A 22,824-nucleotide genomic window follows, 5' to 3' on the forward strand; every position below is an offset into this window, starting at 1 on the left:
GACACCTTCACTATTGAAATTTTCAATTCATCCAAAGAACTCTGCACCCTTGCAATCAACTGCCCTGTCATGCATTAGTGTTCTTATTATTATAGTAACAAATTCCGGCAAATAAGTCTGATTATTTTTTCTAATCAGACTTTTGTGAAGAGACTGCCGCTCGCTGAATTAATTTACTTTATTTCTTCTCATAAAAAACACACTAAATTATGCCTTGATAATTTAGTGTGTTTTTTAACTTTACTCCTGAATAACAAGGAACAAACCGAGTCTTCTCTCACAAATTTCCGTAATGGGGTCCAACACCCTGTTCCCCCTGTAATTCAAGCAGCTGGGACACAGTAACCATCTGATACCCCTGCTCCTCCAATGAATCCAGCAGCTGCGGCAGCGCATCGGCTGTTGAAGAATGGATGTCATGCAGCAATACGATGGATCCTTCCGTAACATTGGACATCACTTTCTCATTCACTGCCTGAGCATCGCGGCTCTTCCAGTCAAGGGAGTCGACGGACCACATAGCGAGGGACTGACCCAGTTCCGACGTGATCTGCTCCACATCCCCGTTAGACGCCCCGTACGGAGGACGTAATAGAGTCGGCGCATGACCAATAGCGTCTTCGATGATACTGCTCGATTCCTGCATCTCTTCACGAATCTGCTCTCGCCCGAGCACCGTCAGATCCTGATGGTTCATCGTGTGGTTACCGATTTCATGACCTTCTTCGTCCACTCTGTTGGCAAGCGACGGGTAATATTCCACCTGACTGCCCAGCATAAAAAAGGTCGCTTCGGCCCCATGCTTGTTAAGCGTATCGAGAATGCGCGGCGTCACCTCAGGGTGGGGACCATCATCAAAAGTCAGTGCAACATATTTCCCATCCGGATCAAGTTCCGCTTTCTCCTCTGAATGCTCTGTCTCTTCCTTACGTTTTTCCTTCTCAGGAATTGTCACATCCAGTCGATCCGCGAAATCATCCTGCAGATACGGTTTGATTTCCTTCATCGGAATTTCAGCCTTGACCGAACCTGCTGCACCCGCCGCTATTTCATATTCATCGAAGTAAAAAATCACGTGATCCCGGCTGATGGACCACTTCCATTTGTCAGGGTTCTTCAAAGCGTCCTGTACCATATCTTCGAAGAGGTAAGGGCTGACTTCATCATTATTGGAAAGCGCCTCCCTGACCAGGTGCTGGATATTTCCGATTGTTTCTTCATTTAACCGGAAAACATCTTCAAGCTGTACATGCCTCTCCTTATTCAGGTCGATGACGAAGGACTTCGTTTTCGTCATACCATTTGCCCCGCCTGTAATCTGATAGGACTCGAATTCGAGTGTGTAAAGCTTGTCAGCTATTTCTTCCGTCTCCACCTGAATGTTCAAGTGGGCACGAAAACCGTTTTCCTCGAGGGCACGTTTCGATTTTTGTACTTCACCGGTGAATTCTTTCTTCTGGGCCTCCACCCATTCGTTTATCGGTTTATTGACCTGTTCATGATCCGTGTACGGAAGACTGACCGATGAAGTATACAAGTCCGCTTCTTCCGTCCTCGTTTCAATGTTCAGACCCGGGTAGACGCTGGAGTCCTCGACTTCCCCCTCCGGACCATTTGTTTCTGAATCTCCTTCAAAAGCCTGACTGAGTAACTGATTCATTCCAAAAGTAACCCCGACAAGCAATAGAATAATTACAATCCAACCTGGCAATTTAATACGTTTTATCATGACAACTCATTTCCTCTGCTAATTTTTTCAAATATATATCTTACCATAGAAATGAGTTTTGTAACAAAAAAGTTACATACCGTGATGCGGTGACGTGCTTAACAGGAAACGTCTTCTCCCTTCCTCCAGGCCTCGATAGTCGCTCTCACAAATTCTTCAAGTCCGCTCTCATTCAGATCGACCGATTTCTTAATGTGGATGCACCCTTTCCCGTAATCGAGACCTTTCAGAAATTCTTCGGCTCCCGTAATCTTCTTGATATTCCCCGTATAAAGGCTCACATAATGTTTTTGAGCGTTTAAATGAAAAACAGCGGAGGAATCCGATCCGAAGCTCAGCATTTTGTACTGGATGCCCTCCTTCAGTTCCGGACCTTCAGTTAAAATATATTCTCTTACTTTCAATAATTTTTCTTTTCTCCAGTCTTCCTGCATCACCTTGTAGTAGTCCTCCGAAGTTTTAACGTCATATTGCATGATTATCCCTCCTTTCTATTCATGTTCAATCGATTCATTTGTTTATGTAACACGCTGCCACGGATGCTTGAGGTTTCTAGTCTCCCTCCTTAATCCCCTCACTCTTTCATCGGATCAAAACCATGAGCTGACTTCCCTATTGTTAAAACTTATCATGCACTATTCCTTCTATAGCAGCTTCATAACTTATGTTTCTTTCTTCTTCCACATGTAATAGTTATAAACGAATTGTATAACGAATACCATAAGCAAAAATGATGTAAAGAGTATTTTTGTAAAACTATCTGAGTCCAGGAGGAGTAATACACCGGTAATAGCTAATAGCATAAAGGGCGAGGTCATTAATGTTCTTATCATTTTTCTCCTGTAAGATAAACTGAAATAATTTACTTTAAACCCCTCATCGACTTTCTGCTTATTTTTATAAGCAAAAGAGAACATGGTTATCACAACTACGGTCGAGATTATTGGAATTATGATATTCATCAAAGTTACCTCCTTTTACCACGCCCTGGTTACCTCTCTGTTTAATCAGCTGAATTTTTTAAGTATTTTTTACTAAATCCATTATTAAACTGAACATTCCTGCAACTGAAAAAAATACTCCAAATATATACAAATCAGGATAATCAGCTATTACTAAGTACCCTCCATATATAATTATCACAATTGATAAAAATACATTTAAGTAATCTATTTCCTGCATGCGTACCTCACCCCCAATTAAAACAACTGCAAGGCCCTAGCCTGCAAATAGGAGATATAAAAACCAGTATTTTATGCTGTTATACCCTTCAGTGCCACTCCATGCATTGAATATACACCTCTTACATGAATCCTTCGCCTTATTGGGCTCTTTTTATTACATACGATTCCAACTTAATTCCGTTTCGAAATAGTTCAGAATGTTTCGATTTCTGCATTTACTTCCTTTAATAAAACAGCGATCGTTCACATTAGAACAATCGCCCCATCCGTATTATACAGTTGTTATAAGTAAAGTGTGTCCCGGCTGACCGCCACTTCACCTCTACACAATCAATATTCGTTTCGTACGGAAGTGGCAGCCTTCAATGATTACGCCTCATCCTTCTGCTTTTTAGCTGCCTTTTCACGTGAAGGCTTCATGTACTTAATATTGTAGTATCTATCGGCGCCCAGGCCTCCTTCACTGATCATCATTGAAATCTCTTTGGTCCGTGTCTGCTTTTTCTTGTTTACAGTGAATTTCTCCTCTTTTTTCATTAGTTCGCCCCCCTTTCCAGTCTGCTTCATCACTTATATCATACCATGATTCAGTAAATAAGTCTGAATATTCGATTTATTAAAATATATCATTTCCTCCGTTTAATCCATAAAGAAAAAAACCTTTCCCAAGGCAAGCTAAGCCACAGAGAAAGGGTCTTCTATACAATCGCCGGAAAGATTTATCTATCCTTAAACATCTCCTCCACCTTCTGATGCCTGTACCTGAAAATTTCCTCCAGCTTCTTCCTGATATTCAACCGGTGGACAATTCTGCCGGCTTTAGAGAAAGGAAGTGCGTAGTGAACAATATCCGTCATCTCCACACCGTTTTCCACTTCTTTAAAATGATGCTGATGATGCCAGAACCGGAATGGCCCGTGACGCTGTTCATCAACAAACATCTTATTCTCTTCCACATGAGTGATTTCCGTCATCCAGCTTAGTGTAATCCCGAGTACCGGCTGCAGACGATAAGTTGCAATCATTCCGGGATACATGTGATCAGGTAGGTTCCCCGTAACTTCGAACTTCATCCATGGGGGAGTGATCCTCGATAAGTTTCCTGCACTTGAAAAGAACGACCAGGCTTCACTTAAGCTGATTGGAAGCTGCTGGGTTCTTTCTATTTTGTATATTTTCAATAGCTTTCACCTCTGGATAAGGTTTTCCACTCTTTCCTATAAGTTAATCACTATTCACACTCTCTCCATGCAACTTTTTCCGTTTTATTTATGTAATAAATGCCTTGGAGGTGAGAACCTCTCTCCCACCACTCCCTCCCTGATTTAAGAAATCATGGTAACGTGTGTCAAAATCTTATTCCCCTACTATTTTCAATACACAAACCTTCTCAATCTGTTATCTGATCAAATTTCAAAATATGAAACTTTATACCAAAAAATATGCATATATTGAAATTTTATATCAACGAAATTATGATGTATTTATGAAAGCGTTAACAAATAACGCAGTGGGGGTGGTTATACTGGAAGGTATTTTATACAAAATACGTGAATCTCTGAACTACGTTAAACCTTCTGAAGGAGCAGTAGCCAGGTATATTTTAAAAAATCCGGAAACGACGGTGACTATGTCTGTAAAACAGCTTGCCGACGCCAGCTTCGCCAGCCCGTCAGCTGTTATGCGGTATTGCCAGACCCTTGGGTATAAGGGCTTCAAAGACTTTAAACTGAAACTATCCGGAGACCTTACAGTAATCGATTTGCACAACTTGGAACAGGAAACATTAACTCCTGAAGACCCCGTCAATAAAATGATGGCGGTCATAACCAATACTAATATCCAGTCATTGTACAGTTCACTGCAGTTGATTCAGAAAGATCAGTTTGAGGCTGCTTTCAAGTATTTAATCAATGCACAAAAAATCGATTTTTATGGTACAGGAGCCAGTCTTCTGATCGCTTTTGATGCCGTTCAGAAATTTATGCGCATAAACAAAGCATGTACAGCTTATAGTGATTTTCATATGCAAAAAGTTTCTGCTGTTAATTTGAATGAAGAAGATGTAGCCGTGGCCATTTCTTATTCGGGCGAAACACAGGAAGTCATCAATTGTGTCAAAATTGCACAATCTAAAGGGGCAAAGGTAATCGCCATAACGAAATATGCCAATTCTCCTTTAAGTAACCTGGCAGACGCCGTCTTATACGTAGCGGCCCAGGAAGATGAATTCCGAAGTGCTGCCATGTCTTCACGTATAGCATCTCTAAATGTAATCGATATGCTCTACACAGCCTGTGCTTACGAAAATTATGACAAATCACTGGAGTATCTTAACGAAACCTATGACGTTATACGGAGAAGTAACAAGGAGGAAAACGAACGTGAGTGAACAAAAGGCCACAGAGGCACGGAACCATAGAACAATGAACCTTGACAGTATGAGTACAGGAGAAATTTTACGTGTAATGAATGAAGAAGATAAAACAGTTCCTGATGCAGTAAATAAGGAGTTAAACCAAATCGAAAAAACGGCACGGGCTGTCATCGATTCATTTAATAAAGGAGGAAAACTTGTTTATGTCGGCGCAGGTACAAGCGGGCGCCTGGGAGTGTTGGACGCTGCTGAATGTCCGCCTACTTTCGGAACAGATCCCGATAAAGTTCAAAGTCTCATTGCGGGCGGGGAAGCCGCTATGACTGAATCCATTGAAGGCGCGGAAGACGATCCCGAGCAAGCCAAAGCAGATCTGATAGAGATAAATCTAAACGAAAACGACACTGTAATCGCTCTGGCTGCAAGCGGTCAGACACCTTACTGTATCGGTGGTTTGGAGTATAGCAACGCAGTGGGAGCAAATACAGCAGCTATCAGTTGTAACAAAAATTCTAAGATTAGTGAGTACGCTGACATCCCCATCGAAATTGAAGTAGGCCCTGAAATTTTAACCGGCTCTACTCGATTAAAAGCGGGGACGGCGCAGAAACTGGCCCTGAATATGATCTCGACAAGTTCCATGATCGGGATAGGAAAAGTTTTTCAAAACCTGATGGTGGATGTACAGCCGACCAATGAAAAACTTAAGAAAAGAGCTAAAGATATTGTAGCTCGTGCAGCTGAAACCGACGAAAAAACAGCTTCCATATATTTGGAACGAGCACACCAACAGCCAAAAATTGCGATTATCATGCTCACGTTAAACTGCAGTTATGAAGAAGCACAAACACATCTCACTGAGTCAAACGGATTTGTCCGCGAAGCAATTAAACTGGTAGACAAGGAGAGTGCAAGGCTTGAATAACAAAGAACTGGCAGAGGTAATTGTCCAAAATCTTGGGGGAGAAAAAAATATTGCGAACCTCACTAATTGCATTACACGCTTACGCATCGATCTGAAATCAAGAAATAACATCGATCTTGAGGCCATCAAAGGTTATGATGAGGTGCTGAGTGTTATTGATCAGGGTACTATCCAGATCGTGCTCGGCCCGGGAAAGGTAACAAAAGTGGCTAACGAGATCCACGAAAGCACAAACATTACCGTTGATGTCGAAGGAGAAGAAGACAGCAGTGAATTCGACCTTGCCGAAGATACGAAAGCCTCCTATAAGGCAAAACAGACTTCCAGTTTTCAGCAGCTCTTCAGACATATAGGGAATATTTTCGTCCCTATTGTACCCGGGCTCGTCGCCTCCGGTCTGATGCTCGGTATCGCCAATCTGATTTTGAACATGGCAGACGCCGGGTTGATTAACCAGTCCGTCCTCGAATCAGATTGGTATAATCTTCTACAGTCGATAGGTGGCCTGCTGTTTGGTTCCCTGGGTGTATTTGTAGGTATCAACACAGCCCGCGAATTTGGCGGAACCATGGTCCTCGGCGGTATAGCAGGGCTGTTGATTTATGCTCCGGTACTCGGCGATATCGGCACGCTAAGCCTATTCGGTCTCGGATTAAGTATAAATACCGGACTCGGCGGCCTGTTAGGCGTCATTATAGCCGCTTATCTATTCACGAAGATCGAGAAATTTGTCCGTAACCGCGTCCACGACAGTTTAGACCTGGTTTTGACACCACTTATTACAGTCATGGTCGGGGCACTCGCTACGATTATCGTTATTCAGCCTGTTGCCGGAATATTAATGAAAGGTATCACATGGTTTCTTGTGGACATTATGCTTGAGACCGGCGGTGTATTTGGTGGATTTATACTTTCGGCCACCTTCCTTCCTCTCGTAACAGTAGGCATGCACCAGGGTCTGATACCTGTACACTTGGAATTGATTGAACAGTTCGGTTCCACTACACTGCTTCCGATTCTTGCGATGGCAGGAGGCGGACAGGTTGGCGCGATGTTCGCCATCTATCTAAAAACAAACAGTAAGCGGTTGAAGAATACGGTTGCAAGTGTCACTCCTGTCGGTATTCTGGGTATTGGAGAGCCGTTGATATACGGAGTAACACTGCCGCTTGGTCGTCCATTTATTACAGCCAGTCTTGGTGCCGGATTTGGAGGTGCATTCCTTTCTTTCTTCAGCGTCGGTGCTATAACCGTGGGTCCTTCAGGTATAGTGATGATTCCCTTGATTGCTGACAATAAATATCTACTGTACACTGTAGGACTGCTCATTTCCTACATCGGAGGTTTCGCTTTGACGTATCTGTTCGGTTTCAAAGAAGAGATGGTCAACAAACTTTATGGAGAAGCTCCTGAGCAGCCAAAACAGAAAGATACGGCTGAGGCAGTACAAAACGACAACAAAGAAGAGGAAACTCAGATTAAGAGTCCTATGACCGGTATGTTACGCCCTCTGAATGAACTGTCGGATGAAGTCTTCGCCAATGAACTGGTCGGGAAAGGTATCGCCATCCAGCCCGAAGAAGGGAAACTTTACGCTCCGGCGGATGGTACCATTTCAACCATTTATCCAACGGGTCATGCTATCGGTATAACAACCACAGATGGCGCAGAAATATTGCTTCATATCGGTTTAGATACTGTGAAGATAGAAGAAAAGGTCTTCACCCTTCATGTTTCTCAGGATGATACCGTAGAAGCGGGTCAATTATTGTGCACGTTCGATACCGAAGCAATAACCAGTCAGGGGTACGACCTCACATCACCGATTGTCATTACTAATTCTAATGACTACGCAGCAATTACCCCGGTAGAAGTGGAACATGTGGAAGCAGGCAAAGAGTTGCTGGAATTAAAATGACTTATAGTCCCTGACTGTAAAAGAACTTTATCTACCCTAGTAAACAAAGATGGTGAACTCGATTCTGCTTATTAAACCACCCCGAAAAACAGACGCTTTTTCTTCGTGTCTGCCTTTCGGGGTTCAGTTCATTATCAGGCAGAAACTTCTCTACATACTTTTGTCCTTAATCAGTCCGCCCCTCTTTCCGAACCATGGAGTAACGGCGGTTCGACAGAAAAATTTCACGAAAAAGGAAACAATTCACCCTTCTATACTTGAAACTTCAACCAACAATAAAGAAAACGGCAATGGGTATCCACTGCCGTTTTCTACATTCTATTATTCAAGATTAGCGTGTTTGCCGTACATCTTATCCGTGTCCAGCCCCTTTATCTCCATGACTCTAAGAATTATAGCGTCGTAAAAGAGGAGCAGGGTCTGCTCAAACAGGGAGCCCATCGGCTGGATAGTCGAATGGTTGCTGTCACTTCTGTCCTTCGTGGCCCCCGGGAGGGTGACCGTGAAATCAGCTATGTTGCCGATTGTAGAGTCCGGGACCAGCGTAACAGCGGCGATGACCCCACCGATGCTTCTTGCTTTTTCAGCGACGGAAACCAGTCCTTTCGTTTCCCCTGAACCGGAGCCGATGATCAGGATGTCCTCGGCTTCAAAATTCGGTGTCACCGTCTCTCCTAAAACGTAAGCATCAATTCCCATGTGCATCAGTCGCATAGCAAAGGATTGCGCCATAAACCCGGATCTTCCGGCTCCGGTCACGAAGACTTTTCCGGCTGACAGAATCTCCTCTGCTGCTCTTTCCGCTTCCTCATCCGGAATTACATCGGCGGAATGCTGTAATTCCTGGATGATCTGTTGCAAAAACTCTGTAGTTCTCAAGCTGTAGACCCCTGACGGATCATTTCCTGCATTTTTGCGGCGACAGCTTTTTTATCTTCCTGACCGGCAATTCCGCCGCCTACGATGATGAGATCCGGCTGAACTTTGATTACCTCTTCCAGCTGATCCAGTTTAATTCCGCCGGCGATGGCTGTCTTCGCATTTCTAACTACGTTTTTGATCGTCTGCAGGTCTTCGAAAGAATTCTTTCCGACAGCCTGAAGATCGTAGCCCGTGTGTACGCAGATGTAGTCCACGCCCAGTTCATCAAGCTCTTTCGCACGCGTTTCTATATCCTTCACTGCGATCAGATCGACTAGCACTTCTTTGCCCTGATTCCGCGCTTCTTCCACGGCCCCTTTGATGGACTCGTCTTCAGCCGCACCGAGTACTGTTACAATATCAGCATTCGCTTCGGATGCTTTTTGTACTTCATATGCTGCCGCATCCATCGTTTTCAGGTCAGCCAGTACCTCAAGATTCGGAAACGCTTCTTTCATTTCCCGTACTGCTTTCAGCCCTTCTATTTTAATGATCGGGGTGCCGATCTCCACCACGTCAATGTGGTCTTCTACTTCTTTCACTAATTCTTTCGCTTCCGGAATATTTACAAGGTCCAATGCTAATTGTAGTTTCATTAAAAGTTCCTCCTGCTGTTAGTCTGATTTTTCTCCTGTGTAAAGAGAATGAATCTTTACGCTTCACCCGTAATAGTAAAGGGTAATCCTATTTTATGTAAGTAGGCACTTTTTTCTGATATAGTATCCTAAAATAGACTAATGCGTGAGAGAGGGATTGAATGATCACTAAAAATCTCAAAGGATTTTATCCTGAAAAGGAAATAACGCTGTCCGTGCTCGAAGGAAAGTGGAAGCTCACCCTTTTATGCCACCTCGGGTTACAAGGGACGAAACGCTTCGGGGAACTGAAACAACTGACACCAGGAATCACCCAGCAGATGCTGACGAACCAGCTCAAAGAATTGGAAGAAACCGGGCTCGTACACCGGGAAGTGTATCGTGTCGTTCCGCCGAAAGTGGAATATTCCCTGACCGAGGAAGGGAAAAGTCTCTTGCCTATCCTGGATATGCTGTATGAGTGGGGGAGTAACCATCCGGTACATGCGGACGCAGAGAAAAGTATGTATGCGGAGAAACTTCGGACCCTTTCTGTAATCGAAGGGAAATGGAAACTCATTATTTTGTGCCACGTAGGTCTGAAAGGGACGAAACGCTTCGGGGAATTAAGAAAACTGATCCCGTCCATCACGAAAAAAATGCTGTCGGCTCAGCTCAGGGAAATGGAAGAAGACGGACTCGTCCACCGGGAAGTGTATCCTGTCGTCCCTCCCAAAGTGGAATATTCATTGACGAACCAGGGGATGAGCCTGTTTCCGATCCTGACGGCACTCGAAGAATGGGGCAGCCGCTATATAGCCCGCCATGGGGAGGCATAAAAATTGTCGCTTCGAGTGACAGGAGCATTCATTTTTAAGGGAATAAAATAATAAAGCATCTAACAATTCAAACATAAACTCCAAAAATCCTGTTGCTTCAGTACACAACAGGTTTTTTTATTAAAGTTTTCTTTTTTACGCTTATGCTATTGTTATTCCAAACATTTTCCAACGAAACGAGCATTTAAAAAAAGGCCTACCGACGTTCACGGTAGACCATTACGTATATTCCCCCTGTTAATTAGTTTGGTAATTGTGTCAAAGTATTGCTAACAGAAATTAACGTAACAACTATGGCAATAATTATTCCTCCCAAATAAGGATTCAAGCTTGCTTTGAAAATCTTCCTTGAGATTATCGCAGCCACAGGTAATATGACTAGAAAACTAATCAGCCAAATACCTACAATAGCAGAGACGTTTTCAAAAAATACATGTCCCGTAACAAAGAAAGTGGTGTATTGGATAGCGAGCACAACTATCGGCCCGAGTGCGTTAAAAAGAGCTAGCAAAGCAGTGTTCACCCACTCTTTTTTTCCATTCCTATAATAGTTGAAACTGTTTACTACTATGGAATTGGCTACGAAATATATCAAGAAAAACGGCAGGTATTTTAATCCAATAATGAGTTTATCCGGCGTAAAGTCCGTAACCGCCAGGAACCAGATTCGAAAGTCTGTATTGAATAAATAGTCGCTTACAAAAACTAAACCAAATGCAGCAGCACTTACAATGAGAGCCAACAACGCCGTTTTACCAAGCGTTCTTAGGCTAATAGATACTCCTACATCCTTTAACTTGGATTTGTACTCACTATCTGTGAATTTGCGGGACAGGAACACTAACAATATAGCAAATAATCCATTTAATGCTGCCCATGTCCCCACATAAAATGTATATGCCTGAGGAAAGAAATCCGGGCGATTCACCGCTGTCCAGTTAAACAAGGCGATATAAGAAACTCCTGAAAAGACAGCACTTGCTACAAGCCCTCCCCAAAACCACGCTTTTTGCTTCTTCGTTGCGAATTCAGCTGGCGATGGCTCTTGTGGTGCACGAAGTTCTGAAAATGGTCCTGTAAACAATAGCATTTTCGTGAAACTTACGAGAAACATCCCAAAACCGATAAGGCCTAATAAGTTGAAAAATTCTTTGAACTGCCACACTTGTTCCTCTGCCGGTATATCTTCCGGGTTCCCCAATGTTTCATCAAAAAAGTTTATACTCTGTGTCGCTACATGACCAGAAAAATGGTTCCACGGATGTGTCTGAGACGGATTGTAAATTACACGTGTAGTCGATTCTCCATTAATTTCTTTTTCATACATTTCATAACTGGAACGAGTAGATTCAATATTTTCAGGTGATTCACCGAAATGTAGAAACGACTGGGCGTTATCCGTATCTATAAAATCTCTCGGGGCAGTCATTGTACCATCAGGATTTTCAGTTCGGAAGAAGAATTCATCATATTGAGCTGCCACGATCCCCACGTCTCTGTTCCCGTATTTATTATAATATTCCTCAGTGTCCGGATTTATATAGTCCGCGTCGTTTGCTACCAATAGTACTGAATCTATCAATTGGTTCTCTTTTTCATTGTCCAGGTCAATAGACCAATTGGCAGCTCGAGCGCCGTTAGAATGACCTGTTATTCCAATCCTGGAAGTGTCTATGTATGGTAGGTCTGTCATTAATTCTACAGCATCATACATGCCTGTCCCTCGTTCTGGCCACTCATCGGGACTGACAGCTTCAGATTCTCCATGGCCATACATATCTATGGACATAACAACATATCCTCTTCTGGAATATTCAACGAAGTTCATATCCTGCATTTCTTTGTTATTATACCAGCCATGACTAGTAACTATACCTGGCGCAGGGTTATCTTCAGACACACCTTCAGGCGTAAACAAAAATGCACTCATCATATGGCCAGAAGGCGTCTCCCATTTAATTTCTTTAACCTCCACTTCACCACCAGAAGTCTGGACCAAAGATGCACCGATAACACCAACGACTACTAATATTAATGATATTAGTAAGTATAACTTAGATTTTCTTTTTGTATTTTTCATGTTACTCTTCTCCCCTCCCATTTGTAATTAAGCCTACAACCTCCCGACCATGCAAACGTGAGCCACCTCTCTTTCATTTAATTGCTATATAATCAAACAGGTATGCAAAAACACAAAAACCCACACTGCAATAGACATACTTCACTGAAGAAGCACTATTCCAGCATGGGTCTCCATATCTCCACCACTACTTTAACTTGTTAAATCGATTATAATGGTTCATGAAAGCGTTGTCAAATTATAGTAAAATTAAGCGTTATATTTTATAATTCAATAATGTTTCTTTTCGCATCACTAAGCATTATGTATGTATCAGTTATCTTCGGTTGATAGACATTTATCAAGGTTTCTTCCGGTGCCCCTTCGATCAAAAGCTCTTCCTCCAGAGATTTACCGTCTGAATAATAAATGTCCCCCCCATTGGTAAACCGCTCCATTTTCAAGAGGAATGATTTCCGTCCATTTATTATAGGGAATGTCATAGTTTCTTTGATCAACTAACTCTAAAGAATTACTGTAATCCCTACTCTCTAACCCGTCAGCAGTAAAATAAGAAAAATTATAGTTTCCGTTAGCCCTTCGTTTCGATAGAATATCGGATTGAACAGGTGTAGTAGCAATCTCTATCTCTCTAGCCCACGAATCAGAAGGCACAGCTGTTGCATCTTTATAGTTGTTGAATACAAGTATAGAAAGCCCTACCATTATCATTATTGCTGGAAGTATCCAGTGAGCTTTTTTCAGGATTAATCTCCTCCTTCACCACACACTATCATTTCAAAATTCATAATTTAAAACAATCTTTTTTAAACTACATCAACCACCAGAAATCTGCCTCTATACCATAGGTATACATTCCGCCACTCCTTTAGTAATAGAATTCAAATACGTGAAACAGGTCACCGTTTTTTCCAAAATTCAGTGACCATCCTTCCTTTTTTCAGAACAGAAGTGTAAACGCTTTCCGTGCTGAGTAGATTTATCGAACTAACAAGTTCTTTTGATTAAGTAAAAGGAATATCTGGCGAAAACAATCGATATCTCTATCACATATTCAGCCGCTTATTCGCCGTGTTGTTATATCGCTTGAGCAATCTTCCGAACGTCTCCTGTTCCTCTTCCGTCCATCCCTCGAGCATCTCGTTCAGACGCTGGAACCGTTCACGCCGATTGCTTTCGAGTTCTTCCGATCCGAGTTCCGTGATTTTGTAAAAATACGACCGTTTATCATCCGGATTCGGAAGTTTCTCTACGTAATTTTTCTCCACTAAGGAAGAAGCCTGGCGACTCACAGTAGAAATGTCCAACTGAAGGTGATTTGCCAGTGCTTTCACTCCGGCCGGACCGTATGTGTAGAGCTGTCTCAATAAAATATAAGCCGAGCGCTCCATTCGCCCTTCTCTCTGTTCCGTCATCACTATTCTTCGTACAAAATCTGTTATTTGTCTCTCGATTAATTCAACAGAGTCTTCCTTCATTCTGTACACCTCCCTCTGCCTGCTTTTTCGTTCAAGCATAACATATTCCCGCACTCGTCTTGACATGAAAAAGATTATAGTTGTATTATACAAGTTATTGATTGTACAATACAAACAGTTTAAAGGAGAATGCCTGATGTCTACAAAACCGAACCCGGTTCCTCCGATTACGATTACTGAAGAACCGGGTATTTTAAAACAACCGAAAGCCGTTTGGGCGGTCTTTTTCGCCTGTATCATCGCCTTTATGGGGCTCGGCCTGGTAGATCCGATCCTTCCAGCCATTGCCACCCAGCTTGATGCGGCTCCAAGCGAAGTGACACTCCTGTTCACCAGCTACAATGCCGTCATGGCCGTGGCGATGCTCGTGACTGGAGTAATCACATCCCGGATCGGTATGAAAAAAACACTTCTATCCGGTATTGTGATCATCGCCCTGTTTTCCGGACTCGGCGGACTGTCGAATGGCATCTGGGAGCTGATCTTCCTCCGTGGAGGCTGGGGTCTCGGCAACGCCTTGTTCGTAGCGACTGCCCTCACTGCCATCGTCACGCTTTCCAACAGCGGTAATGCTAAAGCAATTATTTTATACGAAGCAGCAATCGGCCTCGGCATCTCCGTCGGCCCACTTCTCGGTGGGTGGCTCGGTGCTATCTCCTGGAGAGGACCCTTTCTCGGTGTGGCCGTTCTCATGGTGATCGCTTTCGTCGGTCTTATGACAATGATGCCAAAAGCACCGGCGAGCAGTCAGGTAAACAATAAGAAAGCCTCACTCGTCGACCCGTTCCGTGCTTTAAAACACCGACCTTTATTCGTACTGGGCTTCACAGCTGCTCTCTATAATTACGGATTTTTCACCCTGTTGGCCTTTTCCCCGTTCGTCCTCGGACTGGACGAACACGGACTCGGAGTGGTTTTCCTCGGCTGGGGGATTTTACTTGCAGTTACATCCGTCTTTACAGCACCGAAACTTCAGAAGTGGTTCGGTACGGTTAAAGCTATAGCTCTAATGCTAGTACTTTTCGCACTAGCCTTGGCCGCAATGGGCATCTGGACATCTACCCAGTGGGTCGTCATCACTGCCGTCGTCATCGCCGGAGCTTTACTTGGCAACAACAACACGCTGATTACGACAGCCGTCATGAATTCCACCCCCGTCAACAGATCGACAGCATCCGCCGCCTACAGTTTTCTGCGCTTCCTTGGTGGTGCACTTGCCCCCTTCCTCGCAGGGAAATTGTCCGAAATCTATAATCCAAGCATCCCTTTCTATACGGGTGCTACGGTTGTTCTTCTATCCGTGGTGTTTATACTGATGAATCAGAAGCATATTCATCATGTGGATGAAGCAGAAGGTCACTGAAGCTGATATTATCTGATGGCGAACGGATGCGTCATTTTTTTCACAAAACAGAGAGAAAATTCGTAGTGATAAGTTATAATAATGTTATCTCTGAAGCATTATATTTATTCTTCATTCTGTGCTTTATATAAACAATGACGGAAGGTGGGTTCTAGTGAACAGCATTTTTGAAGTCGCACATGCAGATAAAATACTAAACCGTATAGATAAGTTAACCACTAATTCACAACCACTATGGGGAAAGATGAATGTATCGCAGATGCTCGCCCATTGCTCCTCTTTTCAGTATGTAGCAATGGGTTACTCAACCCCCTCAAGAAGCTGGTCAGGTATATTCTTCGGCAGGTTTGCAAAACCCCTTTTTTATAACGACAAACCTTTGAGCCGAAATATGCCTACAATTCCTGATATATTGATCACCAGTCAAAAAGATTTTGAAAAAGAGAAGGAAAATCTTAAAGAAAAACTGATAACATTTCAGAAAAAGGGCCCAACGGCTTGTACAGAGCGACCGCACCCTTTTTTCGGAAAGCTCACACCCGAGCAATGAGGGAAAGGGATATACAAGCATCTGGACCACCACTTGCAACAATTTGGTGTATAAGTACTTAGTTTATCAATAGCACGTACAAGCTATGGTTCGTTCTCTATCCGCCCGACTACATCAGCCCCCAGAAATTCGTCGTCGCTAATGTGACGTATAATATTATAGCGAACACGGTATTACTGATTGTCACTTTATACGCGTTATGATTTTCGGCATACTTATACTGCATGAAAGCTCTCACTATTTCCCCGATAAAAAGAAAGGATAAAACGATAAACCACGGCTGCAGAAACCAATACCACTCCAAAGGAGGTCTCGTTGAATTTATCGCAAACCCTGCCAATATGCTGAAGATAGATAAACTTCTGAGGAGCCGATCGATTTTTTTATGTCTTTCATTAACATAGGTATTGGTTAAGATTTTACCCCTTTTAACCTTCCACCATTTTCTCGCCATTGTACCGAAAGCGAATAGCAGCAGAGAAAAGATAGCTACTAGGAGAAGTAATCTCCACCAGAAATCTGCCTCCAGGCCATATGTATACATCCCGCCACTCCCTCAGTAATTCAGTTAGATTGCATGTAAGAATAACTATACTATTCCGCACTACTCTCGCTATATTATTATTTCAAAATTCACAATTCTAATCAATCCTTCCTTTTTTAAGAATAGGAAGCTAATTATACAAAATAGATCATATATTAAATTCTACACAACTCGAGGACCCACCAGCCCTTTTCCAGACGACAAAAAAACTCCGACCATCTGTTGTGATGATCGGAGTTTTTCGATGAAACCGGATTGCATAACTTTTCAGTACCCGGCTGATTCCTTAATAGTGAATAGGAGAACCTGGTCCGAGGTCTATGCCAAGCAGCATCCAGACGATTAACATGATGGTCCACGATACGAGGAAAAAGATCGTGTACGGGAACATAACGGAGATCAGCGTTCCGATTCCCATGTTTTTATCGTATTTCTGAGCGAACGCAATGATGATAGCGAAATAAGTCATCAGAGGCGTAATGATGTTCGTTGTGGAATCTGCCACACGATAGGCCATCTGCGTTAACTCAGGAGAATAACCGAGCTGCATCATGATCGGTACAAACACCGGTGCCATCATCGCCCATTTTGCAGACGCACTGCCTATGAACAAGTTGATAAAAGCGGCTACCAGAATGAAACCTAAGATTAACGGAATCCCCGACAGGTTGACCGATTCCAATAACTCCGCACCATACACACCGATGACGAGCCCCATGTTCGTTTCCGAAAAGTAGGCTACGAATTGTCCGGCAGTGAAAGCAAGCACAATGAACATGCCCATGGAAGCCATTGTTTCGGACAGCTGGTTAGCAACGTCTTTGTCATTTTTGATGTTTTTGACGGCAATGCCGTAAAACAGTCCAGGGATAAAGAATAGAATAGTAATGACCGGCACGAGTGAGCTCATGAACGGAGACTGTATAATCCCTCCGTCTTCTCCTCTCAAAGGAGCTCCGGGTGGAAGGATCAATAGAGAAATAAGTACGATTGCTACAACGACAGAAATACCTGCCCAGATCAACCCTTTCTTCTCTGCAGCATCCAGCCCTTCCAATTTTTCACGGAATTCACCTTTATATTCTCCGAGACGTGGTTCGACGATTTTCTCTGTCACCCATCCCCCTACAAATGTCAGCAGGAATACAGAAACAATGATGAAATAGTAGTTCATCGCTATGGTCATAGTCTCCGCATAGGCGGGATCGATGATAGCCGCAGCATCAATCGTCAATTCTCCCAGTAAGGGATCCGTCGCGGATAAGAACAGGTTGGCACTGAACCCTGCAGACACACCCGCAAATGCGCCGGCGAGTCCCGCTAACGGGTGACGGCCGAGCGCTGCAAAGATGACGGCGCCGAGTGGCGGTAACACTACATAACCGGCGTCAGAAGCGACACTGGACATGATACCTGCGAATACAAGACCATATGTAATAAGTGATTTTGGAACAGACAGCACGAATCCGCGTAAGCACGCACTGATCAGCCCTGTTCTCTCGGCCACTCCGATCCCGAGCATCGTCACCAGAACGACCCCTAACGGAGCGAACCCGATGAAGTTCTCAGTCATACTGGAGAAAATATATTCAATGCCATCCGCGCTGAGAAGGTTGTTTACTTCGACCATCTTCCCTTCTTCACCGGGATGCTCAACACTCAGGCCGAAACTGGAAACGATAGCAGACAGCACAACCACCAGCAGTGCCAGAATCGCAAACAGTGTAATCGGATGGGGCAGTTTATTTCCTATGTATTCGATACCATCCAATCCTTTTTGAAACATTCCCTTTCGTTTTTCAACCAATGTTAGTTCCCCCTCTCTTGTTGTATAGATAAAACCGGAAGTAAGTATTTATACTGAAGACGCTTTTATCTATTGCCATAGTTTTCAGTATAAAGCATACCGAGAAAAATTGAAGACGCTTCCGAAAATACGTAAAATTACTATTATTCCGAATTTTATTGGCGGAACCCCTCGTAAGAACTCCTCGGGTAAGAGGGATAACTCTCCTCTCTTGTCACTGCTGTGTTTACTGGACGAAAATCGGTCAGTATGGGACTTCGTTTCGTTTGGCAAACCTGGCCATTTCAGCCCAGTCTTATCTTCAGTTTCTGCCCATCAGTCCGGGATTGTTCCTCCGGCTTCCTTCAGATTCCACTTCACGGTGGACACCCTTGCCATTGGCTAACAGTTCCTACTGCCAAGCCTGTAGTGGACTTTCACCACCTAGTTATAGCCCATGCCGGGCACACCAAAAAGAGGAGGAGCTGTTCCTAAGCAGCTCCTCCTCCTTTTTCTCCATTTGACATATTTTCACTTCGCCACATGATTATAACTTGTCATACATCGGCTCAATAAAGTCATATACTTCTTCCAATAACAAATCAATACATTCATTCGTTTTAAACTTATCGTCTGTAGCAACGTAAACGGCGAAATCCTCAGCTTGTTCATTGGATAAAGTAAGCTCATAGCCATTCACGTTCAAATAAGTCTCAAAAACGGTAAGAGCAGTCCTTTTGTTTCCATTATGGAAAATATGACCACCTCTCACAATTGAATGAAAGTAACAGCAAGCCTTTTGAAAGATAGCAGGAAATTGTTCTTTACCAAATAATTTCGTTTTTGGTCTTTCCACCATTGCTTCAAAGGCTTCGATTGATTTTATACCAGCCTGATCAGAGTCATCATAATACTCCATAATCGTGTAATGTAAGAACTCTATTTCTTCCCCGTTTAAACAGATCATTCTTTAAACAAAACCACCTCACCTGTCTTTTAAGTTACGAAGTGCCTGATCATACTTCCCGACGGCTCTGTTCATAGCTTTCAACATTTCTGGACGAATCCCCTCCGGTACCCGGTTAGCTTTTTTAACCACAATTCCACCTTCTTCTTCATTATAAGTTATTTGAAGTTCCTCCCCTTTTGTAATCTCAAGCAAGTCCGTAAGTTCTTTAGGGAGGTTAAAAGAAAGGCTATTTCCTACTTGACTCACTTTGCGGGTGTAATTTTTCTTCTTCATTTCTTTCACGCCCATTTCTTCACGGTCTCCTTCCTATGTTGGACTAGAAAAGACATACCTTAACCTTTTATCAATATAGTTATTATTGTTATTACAATAATAACACAATTCTCTTTATGCATCTATACATCGAACTAAGCAGAAGTACTTTCCTTCTATTTCATTTCCAACTGCGTTAATTAGATACTATGAAGACCATCGCTTCAGATAAATTTGAAGACCGCAAAAAAGTGAAAGACGAATAGTAAAGATATTGCTTAAAACTGGGCACTTTATTTCCATTTAGCAACCTTGCATACTTCCATTAAAGGACGTGGTTATCTAATAAACCAATAGCGACTGCTGCCCTTCTTATTTGAAGATGGGAAAGTATGAAATTTTAGCTTTGGTGAACGTGCATCATTCGCTTAAGGGAGCGGATATTCCGGAAGAGACGCTGGACAAGCTTAGTAACCAAGCTCGTGCAAAATGGCCTGAACCGTGGGTATCTGCAACGCTTCAAGCTATCCGAACGCGCAACCTCACCGGCATACCAATAAAAGAATACGTGCCCGACGATCTGGTCAAGGAACGGATTGCTTTGATTGGCGATGCTGCCCATGTGCCGGCACCAATAACTGCCAGTGGCTTTAACGAATCGCTGCAGGATGCTGCTGAACTAGGTAAGTGTGTTGCGAAAGTTATAAAGGGAGATGCGGCAGTGAAGGCCCTGGATAAATATGAGTCGCTTCGTTTAAATAAAGTACGGCAACTGGTTCAATCCGGAAAATCGTTCAGCTACTCTTATGGACGTTCGTGATACTGACTTCGTATATCTGGATGGAGCAGCCCATTATTTATTCAGCATCGGGAAGCACGAAACTGATCGGATTTTAGCCGTGCCCTTATTTTTAGAGTACTGCTTTTTCATCCCCGGAGTTCCAGTAAACCTAAAAGATATAGTACGGGCTGAAAACAGGAAAACCTATGACTAACAAAACAATTTCTGATGCCCTACCCTTTTTCCTGAATATATGTTATGCTAAATCTCGCGATGAGCTGATTTGCATAAGACAAGATTGACACGCCTTTTGGTAAAGCACTATGTGGAGTGCTGTCACTTGCCGCAGATATACGAAAAGACGTCCTTTTCAGGGCGTCTTTTTTATTGGTTTTATTTGATATCCGAGCTCACTTCGCCCTTTACTCGTAGAGGTAAGAATAATTTCCTTAGTTAATTTTATCATTCACTTTAGGATAGCCTACCTTTTAACAGAAGCTAATCTGAATCGTGATTGAGTTCCAAGGGTGGCCTAATGATGGAAAAATAACCGTCGTAATAGCCGTCTTCGATAAGATGTTTATGACGCATAAAGAAACTGCGAACCTCAGGATCTTCTTCACAGAAGATCATCGAATAAATGAATCAATTGAGGAGATCGACAACAAAATTGATTCTATTAACAATATCCCTTTACAAGCTGCTGTAGATACAAGTGTCACTAAAAAAATTGAAACATCAGACACAGAAATTGCTAATCTGTTTTCAGCCACTAGCTTTAGAGACTTCACAATGACGGCATATAAAGGCAAGTGTGCTGTAACTGGTAGGGTGATTAAATATGGTCAGTTTATGAACATAGAGGCAGCCCATATTCAACCTAAAAGCCACGGCGGCTCTTTCTTGCCAAGCAACGGTTTAGCTCTCAGCAGAGATATCCATTGGTCCTTTGACAAAGGTTTCTTTACCTTAAACGAAGATTATACTCTTTTAGTGCATCCGAGTGTAGAAAGTGACTTCTTGAAGAGTTACGAAGGGCAAAAAATCTCTATTCCTGAGGACAAATTTTTTATGCCCTCACATGATAGTATTAAATATCATAGAGAAAATGTGTACGGACTATTTCTAACGTCAGGAAGGCTATAAAGGTAGAACCGTGAATGAGTCGATTAAGGATGGCTGTGGCAATAACTTGTCTCCAAAGATTTTTCCCCATCCTACATAAGACTTTTGAGAGATCACAATCATAGCCCCATGCGCATAACTCCTAGATATGATTCGAAAGAGTGTATGCGCATTGATTTCATCGAAAGAAAATTTTCATTTGACCTAAAGTCTCTACGAAAATAACTCAAAAGCTAGGAAGCCAGTAGTTGCAAGGGAACTGGCTTAACCGATCAAGCTATCATTCTCGTTTCTCCACCTCAAATGAACTTGAATTAACTTATAAATTATAGGTTGCAATGTTCTAAGATTTCGCTTGCATACTTCTTGATTACTAGATTGCATTACACACCCGACGCATAGCTCTAAAACACATTATAAATATGTTTGATAACGTTCTTATACAAAATATCACTAGAAAGGCATATGAGGATACCCTACCTCTTTTTTTGTCTTCAAGAGCTTTACACAAACTATTTTACGTCATCATTTATTGCATCTTTTTAGTACCTGCTAACAATTAAAATTGGTATCTGATATAAAGAAACAGGGTAGTATATTTATTCATCTCTAAAAGAAAAGTGTTCTTCACTCTCTTCAGTATATGAGTTTTTATAGTTTCTGGATTTCCCTTGTTTAATTATAAGAATCAAAAAGATCACTGTAATGAAAAAAATTCCTACTGATAAGATAGGTAAATCATAGATTGCATCCGGAATTACACATAATACGTTTATTGAAATCCAGTAATCATTTATTACAGTAGTTAAATTAATAAACGTTATAAGACTCCATACAAGCACTAAATAGAAGCTTAATATTTGATTAATTTTAGAAACAGAGTAGTTAGATGATTCAACTATAAAGTCTAGCTTTTTTCCTTTCTTTTGTACTAGATACGACTTATATAGGGGTCCCATAACATCATTTTCTAATCTATCCACATGTCTTTCCCAGTTATTTTGCCAATACTTGCTACCCTTATTCACAAGAAACCACCCTATTGAAAATACTATTCCTATACAGCTGATGATTAATTGTATCTTATGTTTAAGTACAGAGTCTACACTCGAACCAAGCACTGCAAAATACCCTCCAAAAATAACAATCAAGAACCCCCAGAAATATGTAGCTCTTTTCCAATAAAGCTCTATTTCAAACTTTCTAATATCCAATGCATGTTTTAATGCTTCCCTTTTCAAGGTCTCCTCAGAAGGAATATTGTCGTTTGTGAACCGCTTATTATATTCGATGTTATAGTCTCCCTCTTTAAATTAACGTTTTCTTAGAATTTCTTCGTTTTTCGTCCATTTTCTTTAGAACTATAGAAGTTTATGGTTGCGGTCGAAACCTTTATATGAAAATAAAGGGGATATTTGGAATATGGG

General features: G+C 42.4%; 26 protein-coding genes. 9 read left to right on the plus strand and 17 right to left on the minus strand.

The annotated features are described in order from the left end of the window. Positions 1-277: 277 nt before the first annotated feature. The 6 genes from CKW00_RS08350 to CKW00_RS08365 all read right to left on the minus strand — a co-directional run bounded on the left by CKW00_RS08350 (position 278) and on the right by CKW00_RS08365 (position 4,094). A complete protein-coding gene (locus tag CKW00_RS08350) occupies positions 278-1,711 on the minus strand; it encodes a polysaccharide deacetylase family protein (RefSeq protein WP_158221298.1) in 1,434 nt (477 codons plus the stop codon). A gap of 116 nt (positions 1,712-1,827) precedes the next feature. Then, positions 1,828-2,205 (minus strand): iron chaperone, encoded by a 378-nt coding sequence (locus CKW00_RS08355; RefSeq protein WP_095822206.1) that lies wholly within the window; start codon positions 2,203-2,205, stop codon positions 1,828-1,830. Positions 2,206-2,391: 186 nt separating this feature from the next. Beyond that, entirely contained in the window at positions 2,392-2,691 is a 300-nt protein-coding gene (locus CKW00_RS08360) for a hypothetical protein (protein WP_095822207.1), read from the minus strand. Between the two features lie 58 nt (positions 2,692-2,749). Next, positions 2,750-2,911: a hypothetical protein gene (locus CKW00_RS13720; protein WP_158221299.1), complete on the minus strand. Its 162-nt coding sequence runs from the start codon at positions 2,909-2,911 to the stop codon at positions 2,750-2,752. Positions 2,912-3,282: 371 nt separating this feature from the next. Beyond that, positions 3,283-3,450 carry a hypothetical protein gene (locus CKW00_RS13725; protein WP_158221300.1) on the minus strand — a complete coding sequence of 56 codons (168 nt, stop codon included), beginning with the start codon at positions 3,448-3,450 and terminating at the stop codon, positions 3,283-3,285. Positions 3,451-3,632: 182 nt separating this feature from the next. Beyond that, positions 3,633-4,094, minus strand: a complete 462-nt coding sequence (locus CKW00_RS08365) for an SRPBCC family protein (RefSeq protein ID WP_095822208.1) — start codon at positions 4,092-4,094, stop codon at positions 3,633-3,635. Between the two features lie 305 nt (positions 4,095-4,399). Between CKW00_RS08365 and CKW00_RS08370 the strand changes: the two genes are divergently transcribed. From CKW00_RS08370 to CKW00_RS08380, 3 genes are read left to right on the plus strand one after another with little or no spacing between them, the layout of a single operon-like run. Further along, positions 4,400-5,305 (plus strand): MurR/RpiR family transcriptional regulator, encoded by a 906-nt coding sequence (locus CKW00_RS08370; RefSeq protein ID WP_233129750.1) that lies wholly within the window; start codon positions 4,400-4,402, stop codon positions 5,303-5,305. Beyond that, complete coding sequence (murQ, locus tag CKW00_RS08375; RefSeq protein ID WP_198951625.1) at positions 5,298-6,215, plus strand: N-acetylmuramic acid 6-phosphate etherase; 918 nt, start codon at positions 5,298-5,300, stop codon at positions 6,213-6,215. Before CKW00_RS08370 ends, murQ begins: the two co-directional genes overlap by 8 nt. After that, on the plus strand, positions 6,199-8,133 hold the full coding sequence (locus CKW00_RS08380; RefSeq protein ID WP_233129751.1) for a glucose PTS transporter subunit IIA: 1,935 nt from the start codon (positions 6,199-6,201) through the stop codon (positions 8,131-8,133). Before murQ ends, CKW00_RS08380 begins: the two co-directional genes overlap by 17 nt. 321 nt (positions 8,134-8,454) lie before the next feature. Here the strand turns inward: CKW00_RS08380 and hxlB are convergent, their stop codons facing one another. Together hxlB and hxlA are read right to left on the minus strand one after the other, a co-directional pair. After that, a complete protein-coding gene (gene hxlB / locus CKW00_RS08385) occupies positions 8,455-9,012 on the minus strand; it encodes a 6-phospho-3-hexuloisomerase (RefSeq protein ID WP_095822211.1) in 558 nt (185 codons plus the stop codon). After that, positions 9,009-9,650, minus strand: coding sequence for a 3-hexulose-6-phosphate synthase (gene hxlA / locus CKW00_RS08390; RefSeq protein ID WP_095822212.1), 642 nt, complete (start codon positions 9,648-9,650; stop codon positions 9,009-9,011). Before hxlA ends, hxlB begins: the two co-directional genes overlap by 4 nt. 161 nt (positions 9,651-9,811) lie before the next feature. On the opposite strand from hxlA, the gene CKW00_RS13945 reads away from it, so the two are divergent. After that, positions 9,812-10,468 carry a winged helix-turn-helix transcriptional regulator gene (locus CKW00_RS13945; RefSeq protein ID WP_095822213.1) on the plus strand — a complete coding sequence of 219 codons (657 nt, stop codon included), beginning with the start codon at positions 9,812-9,814 and terminating at the stop codon, positions 10,466-10,468. Positions 10,469-10,709: 241 nt separating this feature from the next. Here CKW00_RS13945 and CKW00_RS08400 read toward each other — a convergent pair whose 3' ends face one another. The 3 genes from CKW00_RS08400 to CKW00_RS08410 form a co-directional block, all read right to left on the minus strand. After that, a complete protein-coding gene (locus CKW00_RS08400) occupies positions 10,710-12,548 on the minus strand; it encodes an alpha/beta hydrolase family protein (protein ID WP_095822214.1) in 1,839 nt (612 codons plus the stop codon). A gap of 390 nt (positions 12,549-12,938) precedes the next feature. Further along, positions 12,939-13,259 (minus strand): hypothetical protein, encoded by a 321-nt coding sequence (locus CKW00_RS13580; RefSeq protein WP_143544237.1) that lies wholly within the window; start codon positions 13,257-13,259, stop codon positions 12,939-12,941. Positions 13,260-13,594: 335 nt separating this feature from the next. Next, the gene (locus tag CKW00_RS08410; RefSeq protein ID WP_008588026.1) at positions 13,595-14,026 is read right to left on the minus strand and encodes a MarR family winged helix-turn-helix transcriptional regulator; all 432 of its coding nucleotides are present in this window, start codon (positions 14,024-14,026) and stop codon (positions 13,595-13,597) included. Positions 14,027-14,162: 136 nt separating this feature from the next. Between CKW00_RS08410 and CKW00_RS08415 the strand changes: the two genes are divergently transcribed. After that, positions 14,163-15,389 (plus strand): MFS transporter, encoded by a 1,227-nt coding sequence (locus CKW00_RS08415; protein WP_095822216.1) that lies wholly within the window; start codon positions 14,163-14,165, stop codon positions 15,387-15,389. A gap of 154 nt (positions 15,390-15,543) precedes the next feature. Further along, a complete protein-coding gene (locus CKW00_RS08420) occupies positions 15,544-15,939 on the plus strand; it encodes a hypothetical protein (protein WP_095822217.1) in 396 nt (131 codons plus the stop codon). A 109-nt stretch (positions 15,940-16,048) separates the two neighbouring features. Here the strand turns inward: CKW00_RS08420 and CKW00_RS08425 are convergent, their stop codons facing one another. The 4 genes from CKW00_RS08425 to CKW00_RS08440 all read right to left on the minus strand — a co-directional run bounded on the left by CKW00_RS08425 (position 16,049) and on the right by CKW00_RS08440 (position 19,527). Further along, positions 16,049-16,483, minus strand: a complete 435-nt coding sequence (locus CKW00_RS08425; RefSeq protein WP_095822218.1) for a DUF4181 domain-containing protein — start codon at positions 16,481-16,483, stop codon at positions 16,049-16,051. Positions 16,484-16,769: 286 nt separating this feature from the next. Beyond that, positions 16,770-18,290: an AbgT family transporter gene (locus CKW00_RS08430; RefSeq protein WP_095822219.1), complete on the minus strand. Its 1,521-nt coding sequence runs from the start codon at positions 18,288-18,290 to the stop codon at positions 16,770-16,772. A gap of 526 nt (positions 18,291-18,816) precedes the next feature. After that, positions 18,817-19,236, minus strand: a complete 420-nt coding sequence (locus tag CKW00_RS08435) for a type II toxin-antitoxin system death-on-curing family toxin (protein ID WP_095822220.1) — start codon at positions 19,234-19,236, stop codon at positions 18,817-18,819. An 18-nt stretch (positions 19,237-19,254) separates the two neighbouring features. Then, positions 19,255-19,527 carry an AbrB/MazE/SpoVT family DNA-binding domain-containing protein gene (locus CKW00_RS08440; protein ID WP_095822221.1) on the minus strand — a complete coding sequence of 91 codons (273 nt, stop codon included), beginning with the start codon at positions 19,525-19,527 and terminating at the stop codon, positions 19,255-19,257. A 346-nt stretch (positions 19,528-19,873) separates the two neighbouring features. Here CKW00_RS08440 and CKW00_RS08445 point away from each other — a divergent pair, with 346 nt between their 5' ends. The 3 genes from CKW00_RS08445 (at position 19,874) to CKW00_RS08450 (ending at position 21,418) form a co-directional block, all read left to right on the plus strand. Continuing rightward, positions 19,874-20,311: an FAD-dependent oxidoreductase gene (locus CKW00_RS08445; protein ID WP_095822222.1), complete on the plus strand. Its 438-nt coding sequence runs from the start codon at positions 19,874-19,876 to the stop codon at positions 20,309-20,311. Beyond that, a complete protein-coding gene (locus tag CKW00_RS13590; RefSeq protein ID WP_143544239.1) occupies positions 20,298-20,486 on the plus strand; it encodes a hypothetical protein in 189 nt (62 codons plus the stop codon). Before CKW00_RS08445 ends, CKW00_RS13590 begins: the two co-directional genes overlap by 14 nt. Positions 20,487-20,782: 296 nt before the next feature. Beyond that, complete coding sequence (locus tag CKW00_RS08450; protein ID WP_233129753.1) at positions 20,783-21,418, plus strand: HNH endonuclease; 636 nt, start codon at positions 20,783-20,785, stop codon at positions 21,416-21,418. On the opposite strand, the gene CKW00_RS13950 is transcribed toward CKW00_RS08450, so the two are convergent. Continuing rightward, entirely contained in the window at positions 21,413-21,574 is a 162-nt protein-coding gene (locus tag CKW00_RS13950; RefSeq protein ID WP_095822223.1) for an ATP-binding protein, read from the minus strand. The genes CKW00_RS08450 and CKW00_RS13950 overlap by 6 nt on opposite strands. Positions 21,575-21,996: 422 nt before the next feature. Then, the gene (locus CKW00_RS08460) at positions 21,997-22,638 is read right to left on the minus strand and encodes a RipA family octameric membrane protein (protein ID WP_095822224.1); all 642 of its coding nucleotides are present in this window, start codon (positions 22,636-22,638) and stop codon (positions 21,997-21,999) included. Positions 22,639-22,824 lie beyond the last annotated feature (186 nt).

Origin of the sequence: Salimicrobium humidisoli (genome assembly GCF_002295105.1) — a bacterium.
In the GTDB taxonomy this organism is placed as follows: Bacteria; Bacillota; Bacilli; order Bacillales; family Halobacillaceae; genus Salimicrobium; species Salimicrobium humidisoli.